The sequence below is a fragment of the Aminobacter sp. P9b genome (assembly GCF_045345995.1).
Taxonomy (GTDB): domain Bacteria; phylum Pseudomonadota; class Alphaproteobacteria; order Rhizobiales; family Rhizobiaceae; genus Aminobacter; species Aminobacter niigataensis.
In genome coordinates, this window is sequence record NZ_CP150082.1 from 1,167,904 (window position 1) to 1,180,618 (window position 12,715).

Below are 12,715 nucleotides of genomic sequence, written 5' to 3' on the forward strand. Positions count from 1 at the left end.
GGGGAACGTCAATCCCGATCTCCGCATGGCTTGCTTGCAAGGACGGGGCTGTGTGGTTTTTGCATGACGGTCTGATGTGAACCCTTTGCCACAGCCGCGACACAAACGGATGGAGAAGCTCGGCTGGGTGCGCGTCCGCGCATTTACGATTTGTTATCCATGTTGGCCGAGTCTGGGCGCGGTCCTGCGTCCTTATTGCGGGCTGAATTTGAGGTCGAAGAGCCATGTGCCGGTGGGCCGCCTATCTCGGTGAAGAGGTCTTTCTCGAAGACATCGTTTCCGCGCCCTGCCATTCGCTGATCGCGCAGAGCCATTGCGCCCAGGAAGCGAAGTCGGCGACCAATGGCGACGGTTTCGGGCTCGCCTGGTATGGCGACCGGCCCGAACCCGGACTTTACCGCGACATCCTGCCGGCATGGTCGGACCCCAATCTCAAGAGCCTGTGCCGGCAGATCAAGTCGAGCCTGTTCCTAGCGCATGTGCGCGCAGCGACAGGCGGCGGCACCAGCCGGGCCAATTGCCACCCCTTCGTCTCGGGCCGCTGGAGCTTCATGCACAACGGCCAGATCTCCGGCTTCGAGCGCATCCGCCGCCGGCTCGAGGCCGCCGTTTGCGACACGCTCTACGACCAGCGCCAGGGCACGACCGATTCCGAGCTGTTCTTCCTGCTGATGCTGGAGGAGGGGCTGGATGCCGACCCGCAAGTGGCGGTGGCGCGGGCTGCGCGGCGCGTGATCGAGGCATCGGAGGCTGTGGGCATGGCCGCGTCGTTCAAGCTGACGGCGGCCTTCAGCGACGGCGAGAACCTTTTTGCCGTCCGCTACGCCACCGACGCGCAGGCGCCGACGCTCTACACGCGCGAGGGCGCCACCGGACGCTGCATCGTCTCGGAGCCCTTCGATCGCGAAGGCGAGAGCTGGCAGGCCGTGCCACCATCGAGCTTCGTCACCATGACGCGGCAGGGCATGACGGTCAGCCCCTTCGAACCGGCAGTGGCGCAACTGGCAATGGCCGGCTGAAATCTGCTAGCTGCCAGCGATGCATTGGCCGGTTGAAGCGGCCGTAACCATTTCGCGCAAACGGATTTGGCTGGCTCGGAAGATGACGTTTTCGGCTCGCTACACGGAATTGGGCCTGGTTGCAGACCTCACCGACGAGGTCGAGGCGGTATGGACGTCGATCAGCGACCGCGCCGGAAGCTACCGGGTTTTGCCGGACGGCCGGTGTGACATCATCCTCCGGTTCGATGCCGGGCAGAAGCCGATCACTGACGTGACGGTGGTCATCACCGGCCCCATAACGCGCGCTTATGACGTTGCCATCGAACCGGGCATGGGGTTTGTCGGCGTCCGAATTCGCCCGGGCTGTTTCGAGAGGATTGTCGGATTTGAACCCGCAGATCTGGCAAATGCCAATTTGATCGGCGCCGATGCACTCTCCGCATGCCCCGATCTGAAAATGCTCTGCGGGGCAGCGTCGGACCAAAACGAGCTTGTCGCGCGGCTGACAGCCTTTGTTCGTCATCGCACCGCATGGAGCCGCCTCCCGCCTGCGCCGCTGGGCCGCAGCGTGATCAGCGCCTTTCACGCATCCGGCGGCCGCCTGCGCATAAGCGAGGTGGCGGACATGCATGCCATCTCGGAGCGGACCGTACAGCGCCTTGTGGTGAAGGCCACGGGGCTTACGCCGAAGGCTTATGCAGCTGTACTTCAGTTCCACCGCGCCTTGCGGCTGCTTCGGGATCACCGTCTGAGCCCGGCAAGTGCCGCTCTGGAGGCGGGTTTTTCGGATCAGGCGCATATGAGCCGCGTGTTCCGTCGCATGGGAGGTTTCTCGCCGGCGCGACTTCCCGATGTCACCCTCGTCAGTTTGGGCGACTGATGTCCGATTTGTTCAAGATAGCATTGGAGCACGGTGTATGATTGGCCACCAGGCGGGGCCGGCTCGTTTGCCCCTGGTCCCTGTTCACGGGCCCTTGTCTGGAGATGTTCGATGGCTGCACGCCTTGGCTACACGATCCTTTATGTTGCCGATGTCGAGGCGACCGTCTCGTTTTACGAAGCTGCCTTTGGCCTGCCGCGCAAGTTCATCCATGAGAGCAATCTCTACGCCGAAATGGACACGGGCCAGACAACCCTCTCCTTCGCCGGCGAGGCCATGGCGGAGATGAATGGCCTGGCCATTCGTGCCAACCGCAAGAACGACGTGGCGGCGGGGTTCGAACTGACGCTGATCTTTCACGATCCCCAGGAAGCCTATCTCAACGCGGTTGCCGCCGGCGCCACGCCGGTCAAGCCACCGGAAAACAAGCCGTGGGGGCAGATTGTTGGTTATGTCCGCGATCTCAATGGTTGCCTCGTCGAGATTGCCTCGGCCATGCCGGACTGACCCTCCCGCACAACCAATCGACACCTTAGAAGAGGCCGACGGATGCGTCCGACAACTGCATCTCCTTGCATCACGACGAAACGCGTCGCCGAGACGCGCGAATTTTACATCAGGCATTTCGGCGCGCGCCCCGCTTTCGATTGCGGATGGTTTGTCAGCCTTGAATTTGGAGAAGGCCTTTCACTGCAGTTCATGGAGCCGCAGGGGGACCAGCCCTTATGCAATACGGCGGGGCTGACCTACAATTTCTGCGTTGAAGACGTCGATGACGCGCATCGGCTGATGACGGAGGCCGGGCTCGTGCCTGTCATGCCAATCGAGGACCATTCTTGGGGTGATCGTGGCTTCGCGATCCAGGACCCCAATGGCATCGCGCTCTACATCTACTCCAATCGGGAGCCATCTGCCGAGTTCAGGCAATTTTACGCGCCACGAGTTGCCCATGACCGGTAGTCGCATCCAGGCGTTCCTCGACGATCTGCGCGACCGTCACGCAGACCACTTCGCAATGGTGTCGCGCTGCGCGAGATCGTGCTGCAGTCCGCTCCGTCCATCGCCGAGGAGATCAAGTACGGCGGCATCCTGTTTTCGTCGCGGGCGGCGTTTTGCGGTGTCTTCCCATATGCCGGTCACGTCACGCTGGAGTTCAGCGCAGGTGCGTCCTTGCCGGATAGGTACCGTCTGCTCCAGGGGCAAGGCAAGCTGCGGCGCCACATCAAGCTCTTTGCGGTTCCGGATATTCAGGACCGGCATGTGGCAGAGTATGTCGAACTGGCGCGCCAGGCTGCGGATGCGTGATGTCGCTTGCACCATCGGTCGGTGGACCTGAGCGACGCTACTCTGGCTCACTCAATGATGCGTCAGTGCCTTGTTCATCGGCTCCCAGTACATCTTCGTCCAGCCTTCATCGAGCATGGCGTGCGTCGATCTGGGGTAGCCGCTCTGGTCGAACACAAGTCTGGTTCCCGTGCCGTCGGCCTGCAGCTCAAAGCGCACGATCGAAAAGATGCCTTCGGGCCACGCGCGCGAACGCCATGTCTGGACGATGCGGCGGTTGGGCACGAGCTCGATGTTGCGGGCCTCGATGTCGCCACCGAAGATCGACACCTCGCCGCCCTCATGCGTCGAGATATGGGCCGATCGCCCGCCCGTCATCGCCTGGAACCGGGCGGAGTTGAGAAGCAGGTCGTAGATGTCCTTTGGCGTGCCCTTGAGATGCACTTCCTGGTGAATGGTCATGGCGACCTCCCTGATTGTCGAGGAAGCGGCGTCCTGTTCATCGACCATCCAAGAATATTTTCCGCCTGTCGGGCACAGCCGTCAACGGCAACATGCGGTCTCGACACAGCGGCGTTTCAAAATCTCCTGACAGATCCTTGGCAGGAGATTGTTTGCAGTTTCGCGGTTCGGTTCGTATTTGCGCAGAGCCCGTGCGTCCGGACGGACGCACAAGGGTCGGCGCGGGGGCGCTGAACAGGGACGAAACCGATGATGGAAGACCAGACGCAAGCCGCCCCGGCGCTCAAGGAGATTTTCGATCTGAACCGGCTTCGCCATCTCGCTGACGAAACGGCCTCCATCTCGCCTGCTTTCGATGCGGAAAAATTCCTTTCCCTGGCGACCGAGAACCTCGATGAACTCGGTATCATGCAGCGTTTGCGCCAGACGGCAACGAGCTTGCATGGCAGCCTGCCCGGCGGCTTCGAGCACGCGATCGAAGTGCTGCACGAACTGGCGCCGCGCATCCAGCATGGCTTCGCCTCGATCGTGCTTTCCGAATATGTCGCACTGTACGGCAAGGGCCACTTCGATCTGTCGATGCAGGCGCTGAGCTCCTTCACCCGCTTCGGTTCGGCCGAGTTCGCCATCCGTCATTTCCTGGCCAAGGATTTCGACAGGACGCTTGAGGTGATGCATGGCTGGGCGCTCGACGACAACGAGCATGTGCGACGCCTGGCCAGCGAGGGTTCGCGCCCGCGGCTGCCGTGGTCGTTCCAGCTCAAGCAACTGATCAAGGATCCGTCGCCGACGGCGCCGATCCTCGAGGCGCTCAGGAGCGACCCGAGCCTCTATGTGCGCAAGTCGGTGGCCAACCACCTCAACGACATTTCCAAGGATCACCCCGACAAGGTCATCGACCGCGTCTCAGGCTGGGACATGGACGACAGGAACACTGCCTGGATCGTCAAGCATGCGCTGCGCACGATGATCAAGAAGGGTGACGCGCGGGCGCTTGGCGCGATCGGTACGACGGGCAAGCCGATGGTGCGTGTCGACACCTTTGCGATCCAGCCGGCGGCGATCCTGCTCGGCGGTCGCATCACGCTCAAGGCCAGCATCGCCTCGACCGCCGAGACGGTCCAGCAGCTGGTGGTCGACTATGCCGTTCACTATGTCAAGAAAAGCGGCGGCAGCTCGAAGAAGGTGTTCAAGCTCAAGGAAATCAACCTGGCGCCGGGCGGCCAGAAGGAGCTTTCGATCAGCCAGGCGGTGCGCGACTTCACCACGCGCAAGCATTATCCCGGCCATCATCTGATAGAACTGATCGTCAATGGCGAGACCGTGGCCGAGGGTGGGTTTGAGTTGAGGGGCTGACCTGCGCTAGGCGCGACGCCTACGCCTCCCTCCCCCATGAGGGGGAGGACATCGACGCATCGTTCCAATTCCTCGACAGGCGCGGCATCGGCTGTTAGAAGCCCGCCATCACAAGGAATCCCCGATGGCTGAAGACATCGAAAAGGCGGTGGCGCGCCGCCGCACCTTCGCGATCATCGCGCACCCTGACGCCGGCAAGACGACGCTGACCGAAAAGCTGCTTTTGTTCGGCGGTGCGATCCAGCTCGCCGGCGAGGTCAAGGCCAAGAAGGACAAGATCCAGACCCGCTCCGACTGGATGAAGATCGAGCGCGAGCGCGGCATCTCGGTCGTCACCTCGGTGATGACCTTCGAATATGGCGACAACGTCTTCAACCTGCTCGACACGCCCGGCCACGAGGACTTCGCTGACGACACCTATCGCACACTTTCGGCGGTTGACTCGGCCGTCATGGTCATCGACGCCGCCAAGGGCATCGAGCCGCGCACGCTGAAGCTGTTCGAGGTCTGCCGCCTGCGCGACATCCCGATCATCACCTTCGTCAACAAGATGGACCGCGAGGCGCGCAACACCTTCGAGGTCCTCGACGAGATCGAGGAGAAGCTGGCGCTCGACACCGCTCCGATCACCTGGCCAATCGGCCAGGGCAAGACCTTTGCCGGCACCTACCACCTCGCCCAGAACGCGGTGCGCCGCGGCGACGACGAGAAGGAGCGCACCGAGGTCCATGGCCCCGATTCCAACCGCGCCGCCGGCCTTCTGCCCGACAACGATCGCCCCGCCTTCATCGAGGAGCTGGAACTGGCCCGCGAGGCCTGCCGGCCCTTCGATCTCCAGGCGTTCCGCGAAGGCCACCTGACGCCGGTCTATTTCGGCTCGGCGCTGCGCAATTTCGGCGTCCGCGACCTGATCGAGGCGCTGGGCGAATTCGGCCCGGCACCACGCGCCCAGGAGGCCGACACGCGCAAGGTCGAGGCGACGGAGGAGAAGATGACGTCCTTCGTCTTCAAGATCCAGGCCAACATGGACCCCAACCACCGAGACCGCATCGCCTTTGTCCGCGTCTGCTCGGGCGAGCTCAAGCGCGGCATGAAGGCGAAGCTGGTGCGCACCGGCAAGCCGATGAGCCTGTCGGCGCCGCAGTTCTTCTTCGCCCGTTCGCGCATCACCGCCGACGAGGCCTATGCCGGCGACGTGGTCGGCATCCCCAACCACGGCACGCTGCGCATCGGCGACACGCTGACCGAGGGCGAGGACATCCTGTTCCGCGGCGTGCCCAACTTTGCGCCGGAAATCCTGCGCCGCGTGCGCCTGGGCGACGCGATGAAGGCCAAGAAGCTCAAGGAAGCACTCCACCAGATGGCCGAGGAGGGCGTCGTCCAGCTGTTCCAGCCGGAGGACGGATCGCCTGCCATCGTCGGCGTCGTCGGCGCGTTGCAGATCGACGTGCTCAAGGAACGCCTGTCGGTCGAATACACGCTGCCCGTCGATTTCGAGATGGCGCGGTTTTCGATCTGCCGCTGGATCGATGCCGACGATGCGGCCGACCTGCATCGCTTCATCGAAAGCCATCGCGGCGACATCGCCCGCGATCTCGACAACGATCCGGTGTTCCTCGCCCAGCACGAGTTCTCGCTCAACTACGAGGCCGAGCGCTGGAAGATGATCCGCTTCGCCGCGATCAAGGACTATCAGGTCCGCGACAAGGTGGCGTAGCCGAGAATTTGCCGCCTTCTGGTGAGCCCGCTGGCCAAGGCTGGCGGGTGCATTTGCGTGACCACACCCGCCAAATATTCATGCTGCCATCGAGAGTATTTGGTTTCGCCCACTGGCGGCATTTGAGTCGGAATTTTCTACTGGACTATTCTATAAAGTTACTGGGGCATATATTCAATTATATAGGCCTAGTTGCAGCGCCCAACGAATGTCCATAGTGCTTATAAATTAGAGCGAGCTTGCAAAGGGCGGGTCACTGCCTTCGGCGGGTGCGAAGCACGGGCCCGCGCCGGTGGAGGCAAATGAACGGAATTGAAAAGCAGGAATACGATTCCACTGGAACAGGTGGAGGAAAGCTGGCTGCGCGCCTGGGTCAATGAGGGCATCATCACGGCCCAGGAATTCGAAACCGAAATGCGGCGGCGGGCGCCAGCTGTGGTTTCAAGCCAATCCGGCGAGGTTGATGACGCCGAGCCACCCCGCTCCGCGTCGAGCGACTAAAGCCCTTCAGGGCAACCAAGTCTGTCGATGCGTTGCGTTTCGTCATTCCGTCATGCAAATCGCCTAATGGCATCGCAGCGCCGCCGTCCGCCCGTGGTCCAACCCATGGCGCGTGACAGGGCGGCACCGGAGATGTTCAATGCGCCGTTGCCTGCCCAGGGTCCCGGCGCCGCCGGGCGGGGGTCTGGCATGGAGGATATGACGTCGCATGATGGTTTCAGCATTGATCGAGCGTGAATTGACCCGTGTCGGCGCGCCTGTACGCAACGGGGTGTTCGTCGCCGTCGTTGGCCCCAGCGGCGCCGGCAAGGACACGCTGATTGCCTATGTCCGCGAGCGCCTGACCGATGACGACCACGTCGAGTTCGCCCGCCGCGTCATCACCCGAAACAGCGACGGTGCCACCGAGGACCACGACACGCTGGCCGATGCGGCCTTTGTCGACGCCGAGGCGTCAGGCGCTTTTGCGCTGTCGTGGGAAGCGCATGGCCTGCGCTACGGCATACCGGCGTCGGTCGACGACGCGATCTCGGTCGGCCACGTCGTCGTCGCCAACACCTCGCGCGGCGTCATCCCGGTCCTGCGCGCGCGTTACGCCCATGTCGCGGTCGTTGAGATTACCGCTGCCCCCGAAATCCTCGCCACCCGTCTTGCCGCGCGTGGCCGCGAGTCGCGCGGCGAGGTTCTGGCGCGGCTCGCCCGCACCGCCCCGCACGATCTCTCCGGCCCAGGCCACGTGCTGATCGACAATTCCGGCACGCCCGAGATTGCAGGCGAGAAGTTCCTGGCCGTTCTGCGCCGGTCCGTCGCCTATTCGGATGTCTCCGGGCTTGTCTAAGCTTGTTGCGTAAGCATCAGCTTACGCTTTTCGCAAATTGATGTGCAGCATGTGGTTATCCCAGACGTGCTGCGGGTCCTCGGTCGTCTCGCCGCCGGGCGCGACGATGAGGCCGGCGCCGGTCGTGGCGAGGAAGCCGTCGCGGTCGGGCGCGAGGCCGCAGACCTCGACCAGCTCGTTCTTCGCCACCACCTTGCCAGTCCTCGCCTCGATCGTCGCCCAGGCATTGCCTTGCGGCGAGGAGACGGCAATCAGCCCGGCACTGCGGTTGGCCGCCACCGAGCCGATATAGTTGCGGAAGCCGCCCAAGATGCTCTCGGGCATGTCGAGCATCTCAAGCTCTTTGCCGCGCGCGGCGCGTCCGACCAGCAGCGGCTTTTCGCTGGCAGGGCCCTCGTGCTGGCAGCCGAACCACACGGTGCCCTGGGCGTCGATGTCCATGTGCCGGATCGACAGCTGGTGCAGTTTCTCAGGCAGCTCGTGCTTTTCGATGAGGTCGCCGGAAACGCGGTCGACCAGCACGAAGGATGGCTTCATGGTCGGGATGTTGAGCTTGGCGCGGCCGAAATCCGGGTGGGTCTCGATGCCGCCGTTGCAGATGGCCAGCGTGCGGCCGTCGCCGAGCAGGATCAGCTCGTGCGGGCCCACCCCATGGGTCGGGAACTCGCTGAGGCGGCGGAAGCCGTCGCGGGTGTCATAGACGCCGACCATGCCGGCGGCGTTGTCGAAGTCGTTCTCCGTCACGTAGAGCAGTGCGCCGTCGGGCGAGAACACGCCGTGGCCGTAATAGTGGCGGCCGGCGATGCTCGGGATGGTCAGCGGCTCCTCCCGGCCGGTGTGGTCGAACACGAGCATGAACGTGCCCGGCTGGCGGGCAAACACCACCGACTTGCGCGAATGGGGATCGAAGGTCACGTCGTGACCGCGCTCGGGCAGGGCCACGCTGTGCAAGATCTTGCCCGCCTCGGACAGCACCGCGACGCCGTATTCGCCTGAGCGTGCTTGGTAAGCCGTGGCGAACATAGCGTCGGTGTCGAGCGCCAGCGCACGTTTGGCCGGGGAAAGCGCCATCAGGAAGGACGTACCTGCGGCCTTGAGGAAGTCGCGGCGATCGAACAGGGGCGTGCGCATCGCAGAACCCTCAGTCGCCGTCGAGCGAGGAGAAACCCGCGGTGAGGCCAAGCGCGCCGGCGAGCCGGGTGCCGAACAATTCGGAAAGGCTCGAAGTCACCACGCCGAAATAGCCGAGCTTGCCGCGCATTTCGGTGTCGGCGAGTGCTGCATCGATCGGGCCGGAGACCGCAGCCACAGCGTTCTGCGCGTTGGCGAACTCGAATTCGATCGACTGGGCAACCCACCGGGAATCGGCGGGCAGCAGGTTGCCGAACTGCGAGGCGTCGAACAGCGCCTTCATGCCTGATATGTTGCCGCCGAGCGAGGCAGCAGTGCCTTGCGAGCGCCAGTAGAGCGCCTGTTTCGGCTTGTCGGCTTTTGCCTCCTCGCCGAGGAAGCCGTTGACGCGCACGTCGCGCACCAGTTCGAGCCCGTTGACATAGACTTCGAGCAATTCGGTGACCGCTTCGGTCGCATCGCGGTAGAGCGGGTTTTCGGCGCCCGGATGCTTCCATTGGGCGACGAAACCCTTGTCGTCGCGCCACGCGGCATCGACCTCGGAGGCTATCGAGCCGATGTTGCCAGAGATCGCCTTGCCATAGGCGCAGCGATAGGCGCCTTCGGTCCCGGTGAGCTCGTCGGCGCCGGTCCCGAACAGCACGAATTCCAGCGCGCCAAGGCCCTGCATGGCGACGCTCTTCTGTGCCAGCTTGGCTGCGTCGGTCGCCGTTTCGTCCTTGTCGGCCAGCGCCGCCTGTACCTGCTTGAGGCCGGTGCCCTTGCGGTCCGGCCAGAACAGGATGCGTTCGAGCCGGTTCTGCTCGGTGATCGGGCCGAAGCGGATGATCTCGATTTCCGACCATGTCGCCGTGGTCTTGGAGAACTGTGCGCGCGCGGCATCCAGATTGTCGTCCGACGGCGCCGCGCAGAGTGTAGCCATGGACCTGCCAAGCGTTGTGCTCGCCTCGACCAGCTTGCCATAGGCGGGCCGGATGTAACCCTCGATGGCGCCTGAGATCACCTTGTCCGAAGCTTCGTTAGCCTGGGCCGCAGGCAGCGCGACGAAAAGCGCGAGGGATGCTGCGAGGACAATCCTAGCCATCAGAGCGACTCCAGGAATTTGATCAGGGCGTCACGGTCGGAAGCAGGCAAGGCTGCGAAGCGGTCGCGGGCGGCCTGTCCTTCGCCGGCGTGCCACAGGATGGCTTCGGTCAGGTTCCGCGCCCGCCCGTCATGCAGGAAGAAAGTGTGGCCGTTGACGGTTTGGGTCAGTCCGATGCCCCACAGCGGCGGCGTGCGCCATTCCCTGCCGGTGGCGTCGCCGACCTGCTGGCCGTCGGCGAGATCCTCGCCCATGTCGTGCAGCAGGAAGTCGGAATAGGGCCAGATCAGCTGGAAGGCCTGCGCCTTGTTTGGCGCGTCGCGCCGGGTGACGAATTTCGGCATGTGGCAGGACGCGCAGCCCGCCTCGTAGAACATCTGCTTGCCGCGCAGCACCTCCGGCTGGTCGATGCCGCGGCGGGCGGGCACGGCGAGGTTCTGCGAATAGAAGGTGACGAGGTCCATGATCGGGTCGGGTGCCTCTGCAGGACCCAGCCTGTCCTGCACGCCATTGGGCATGGCCAGGCAGTCGCCTTGCGCCTTGGTGCAATCGCCCCAGTGGCGCGGCACGTCGGGCGTCGAGATGCCGATGTCGCCGGCGAACGCGTCGGCCGACTGCTGCCGGATCGACGGCGCCGATGCCTTCCAGCCGAAGCGGCCAAGTGTCAGTTCGCCGGTCTTGTGGTCGCGGACGATGGAGGGCCTGCCGGAGATGCCGTCCCCGTCCTTGTCGTCGGGATCGGCGTTGGCAAGGATGTCGGCTGGGTGGATCTGCTCGACCAGCCCGAGGCCGATCATCTGCGGCGTGACGCGCGGCGACAGCGTCGTCTTGGGGTCCATCGGACCGTAGCCGAGGTCGGACACCGAATAGCTCGGCCAGCGCAGCACCATCTTGGTTCCGCCGGCCAGCTCGACCGGGAACTGCTGGTAGGAAATGACCATCCGGCCTTCGCCCCTGAGCCCAGGCACGGCCAGGTCCTGGAACTGGCCGCCATAGACCGGGTCGGGGAAGTTCAGCACCTTGCGCTCGGCCAGCGCGGCTTTTTCCTCCTCCGTCTCGGCCGGGCGTGCCAGCCTCAGGAACATCGAGGTGGCGTCGACATTGCCCTCCGGCGGATGGCCGCGGCCATCTTTCAGGTGGCAGCTCTGGCAGGCGCGCGCATTGAACAGCGGGCCGAGGCCGTCGGAAGCCTGCGTCGAGGATGGCGACGACACCCAGAGCTTGCGGAACATGCCGTTGCCGAGCTTGAAGGTGCCTTCTTCCTCGAAGGTGATGTTGGCGGAAGAATGCGAGAATGCGTCCTGGTTGACGCGCTTCTCCGAGGTGCCGGCGCCGCCCTGCATCAGCTCGAACTGCTCGGGCCTGGAAAAGTCGGTCGTCGGCCTGACGACCCTATCGACGCGCGCCTTGTCCTTGGGCTTGAGGTCGTGGCGCTCGGTGGCCAGACCGGGCGAAACCTGTTCGCCCGCGGCCGAAGGTAAGGCCGCGGCGATCAGGATCAGGCCCGATGCAGCAACGGTGCGAAGCGCCTTGGCGCTTCGCGTCTCGTTGGCTGGGTTGGTGCTGGCAGGTGCACCCGGCAGCTTGCGGCGCGGGATCAGAAAAGTGCGCCGCATTCCGGCATGTCCTATTCGGCTTTGTCAGCTGTCTCGGCGTTGAGCTGGCCGTACTTCTCTTCGCCGATCTCGTTGAGCAGCTGCAACTGCGTCTCCAGGAAGTCGATATGGCCTTCCTCGTCGGCAAGCAGCTCCTCGAAGAGCTTCATGGATACGTAGTCGCCGTGCTGGGAGCAGACGTCCCGTGATTTCTTGTAGGAGGTGCGGGCGTCATATTCGCCGGCAAGATCGCTCTCGAGCACTTCCTTGACGTTCTGCCCGATGCGCAAGGGGGCCAAGGACTGCAGGTTGGGGTGGCCTTCGAGGAAGATGATGCGCGCGACCAGCTTGTCGGCGTGGTGCATCTCCTCGATCGATTCCTCGCGTTCCTTCTTGGCCAGCTTGCCGTAGCCCCAGTCTTCGAGCAGGCGGTAGTGCACCCAATACTGGTTGACCGCGCCGAGCTCGAGGAAAAGCGCTTCGTTAAGCCGCTCGATGACCTGTTTTTCGCCCTTCATTGATCCTACTCCCGAATTGGACCCGCAACTCTCTCACACGATCCATGTGAGAAACGATATCCACCCCACTCGCCTCAGTACGAGCGTGATAGGCTTCGGTTACCCGAATGATCGTTTCGACCACATTTGGAAAGCAGCCGCAACAGCGCCCGCGCTTTTGCAGCGTGTGATAGACCTTTGCCGGCACGATCAGGGACCACGGATCCCTGTCCAGGAGTTCTATGATCGTATCTTCGATCTCCCTTTGGGTGATCAGGTTGCAATGGCAGATCAGCATGACTTGCTCTGGGATGGCTGGCGGCGCGCATCGTGCGCGCCGCGTGGCTTGAATTATCTAGGTACGGCAGG

14 protein-coding genes are annotated in these 12,715 nt (G+C 63.6%); 8 read left to right on the forward strand and 6 right to left on the reverse strand.

What is annotated here, in order from left to right; translation table 11 throughout:
* The first annotated feature begins 224 nt into the window (after positions 1-224).
* From WHT83_RS05695 to WHT83_RS05715, 5 genes are all read left to right on the forward strand, one after another.
* Complete coding sequence (locus tag WHT83_RS05695; RefSeq protein ID WP_406873235.1) at positions 225-1,019, forward strand: class II glutamine amidotransferase; 795 nt, start codon at positions 225-227, stop codon at positions 1,017-1,019.
* A gap of 82 nt (positions 1,020-1,101) precedes the next feature.
* Complete coding sequence (locus tag WHT83_RS05700) at positions 1,102-1,881, forward strand: helix-turn-helix domain-containing protein (RefSeq protein ID WP_406873236.1); 780 nt, start codon at positions 1,102-1,104, stop codon at positions 1,879-1,881.
* 111 nt (positions 1,882-1,992) lie between these two features.
* Positions 1,993-2,388 carry a VOC family protein gene (locus WHT83_RS05705; protein WP_406873237.1) on the forward strand — a complete coding sequence of 132 codons (396 nt, stop codon included), beginning with the start codon at positions 1,993-1,995 and terminating at the stop codon, positions 2,386-2,388.
* A gap of 42 nt (positions 2,389-2,430) precedes the next feature.
* Positions 2,431-2,841, forward strand: a complete 411-nt coding sequence (locus WHT83_RS05710) for a VOC family protein (RefSeq protein ID WP_108605806.1) — start codon at positions 2,431-2,433, stop codon at positions 2,839-2,841.
* Between the two features lie 75 nt (positions 2,842-2,916).
* On the forward strand, positions 2,917-3,186 hold the full coding sequence (locus WHT83_RS05715) for a DUF1801 domain-containing protein (RefSeq protein WP_256371675.1): 270 nt from the start codon (positions 2,917-2,919) through the stop codon (positions 3,184-3,186).
* A gap of 51 nt (positions 3,187-3,237) precedes the next feature.
* Here the strand turns inward: WHT83_RS05715 and WHT83_RS05720 are convergent, their stop codons facing one another.
* Positions 3,238-3,627 (reverse strand): SRPBCC domain-containing protein, encoded by a 390-nt coding sequence (locus tag WHT83_RS05720; protein ID WP_159091534.1) that lies wholly within the window; start codon positions 3,625-3,627, stop codon positions 3,238-3,240.
* A gap of 249 nt (positions 3,628-3,876) precedes the next feature.
* On the opposite strand from WHT83_RS05720, the gene WHT83_RS05725 reads away from it, so the two are divergent.
* The 3 genes from WHT83_RS05725 (at position 3,877) to phnN (ending at position 8,039) form a co-directional block, all read left to right on the forward strand.
* Positions 3,877-4,983 (forward strand): DNA alkylation repair protein, encoded by a 1,107-nt coding sequence (locus WHT83_RS05725; RefSeq protein ID WP_406873238.1) that lies wholly within the window; start codon positions 3,877-3,879, stop codon positions 4,981-4,983.
* 124 nt (positions 4,984-5,107) lie between these two features.
* Complete coding sequence (locus WHT83_RS05730; RefSeq protein ID WP_108605803.1) at positions 5,108-6,700, forward strand: peptide chain release factor 3; 1,593 nt, start codon at positions 5,108-5,110, stop codon at positions 6,698-6,700.
* A gap of 709 nt (positions 6,701-7,409) precedes the next feature.
* Positions 7,410-8,039: a phosphonate metabolism protein/1,5-bisphosphokinase (PRPP-forming) PhnN gene (gene phnN / locus WHT83_RS05735; protein ID WP_406873239.1), complete on the forward strand. Its 630-nt coding sequence runs from the start codon at positions 7,410-7,412 to the stop codon at positions 8,037-8,039.
* A gap of 21 nt (positions 8,040-8,060) precedes the next feature.
* On the opposite strand, the gene WHT83_RS05740 is transcribed toward phnN, so the two are convergent.
* The 5 genes from WHT83_RS05740 to WHT83_RS05760 are packed head-to-tail and all read right to left on the reverse strand — an operon-like array spanning position 8,061 to position 12,644.
* Positions 8,061-9,170 (reverse strand): DUF1513 domain-containing protein, encoded by a 1,110-nt coding sequence (locus WHT83_RS05740; RefSeq protein ID WP_406873240.1) that lies wholly within the window; start codon positions 9,168-9,170, stop codon positions 8,061-8,063.
* 10 nt (positions 9,171-9,180) lie between these two features.
* Positions 9,181-10,254: an imelysin family protein gene (locus WHT83_RS05745; protein WP_406873241.1), complete on the reverse strand. Its 1,074-nt coding sequence runs from the start codon at positions 10,252-10,254 to the stop codon at positions 9,181-9,183.
* Positions 10,254-11,870 carry a di-heme oxidoredictase family protein gene (locus WHT83_RS05750; protein WP_406873242.1) on the reverse strand — a complete coding sequence of 539 codons (1,617 nt, stop codon included), beginning with the start codon at positions 11,868-11,870 and terminating at the stop codon, positions 10,254-10,256. Before WHT83_RS05750 ends, WHT83_RS05745 begins: the two co-directional genes overlap by 1 nt.
* An 11-nt stretch (positions 11,871-11,881) precedes the next feature.
* Entirely contained in the window at positions 11,882-12,367 is a 486-nt protein-coding gene (gene bfr, locus WHT83_RS05755) for a bacterioferritin (protein ID WP_055972116.1), read from the reverse strand.
* Positions 12,333-12,644 (reverse strand): (2Fe-2S)-binding protein, encoded by a 312-nt coding sequence (locus WHT83_RS05760; protein WP_108605798.1) that lies wholly within the window; start codon positions 12,642-12,644, stop codon positions 12,333-12,335. Before WHT83_RS05760 ends, bfr begins: the two co-directional genes overlap by 35 nt.
* Positions 12,645-12,715 lie beyond the last annotated feature (71 nt).

Coding starts and splice junctions, on each gene's coding strand:
- WHT83_RS05695 (WP_406873235.1), top strand. CDS start 225: ATGTGCCGGTGGGCCGCCTATCTCGGTGAAGAGGTCTTTCTCGAAGAC.
- WHT83_RS05700 (WP_406873236.1), top strand. CDS start 1,102: ATGACGTTTTCGGCTCGCTACACGGAATTGGGCCTGGTTGCAGACCTC.
- WHT83_RS05705 (WP_406873237.1), top strand. CDS start 1,993: ATGGCTGCACGCCTTGGCTACACGATCCTTTATGTTGCCGATGTCGAG.
- WHT83_RS05710 (WP_108605806.1), top strand. CDS start 2,431: ATGCGTCCGACAACTGCATCTCCTTGCATCACGACGAAACGCGTCGCC.
- WHT83_RS05720 (WP_159091534.1), bottom strand. CDS start 3,627: ATGACCATTCACCAGGAAGTGCATCTCAAGGGCACGCCAAAGGACATC.
- WHT83_RS05725 (WP_406873238.1), top strand. CDS start 3,877: ATGATGGAAGACCAGACGCAAGCCGCCCCGGCGCTCAAGGAGATTTTC.
- WHT83_RS05730 (WP_108605803.1), top strand. CDS start 5,108: ATGGCTGAAGACATCGAAAAGGCGGTGGCGCGCCGCCGCACCTTCGCG.
- phnN (WP_406873239.1), top strand. CDS start 7,410: ATGATGGTTTCAGCATTGATCGAGCGTGAATTGACCCGTGTCGGCGCG.
- WHT83_RS05740 (WP_406873240.1), bottom strand. CDS start 9,170: ATGCGCACGCCCCTGTTCGATCGCCGCGACTTCCTCAAGGCCGCAGGT.
- WHT83_RS05745 (WP_406873241.1), bottom strand. CDS start 10,254: ATGGCTAGGATTGTCCTCGCAGCATCCCTCGCGCTTTTCGTCGCGCTG.
- WHT83_RS05750 (WP_406873242.1), bottom strand. CDS start 11,870: ATGCGGCGCACTTTTCTGATCCCGCGCCGCAAGCTGCCGGGTGCACCT.
- bfr (WP_055972116.1), bottom strand. CDS start 12,367: ATGAAGGGCGAAAAACAGGTCATCGAGCGGCTTAACGAAGCGCTTTTC.
- WHT83_RS05760 (WP_108605798.1), bottom strand. CDS start 12,644: ATGCTGATCTGCCATTGCAACCTGATCACCCAAAGGGAGATCGAAGAT.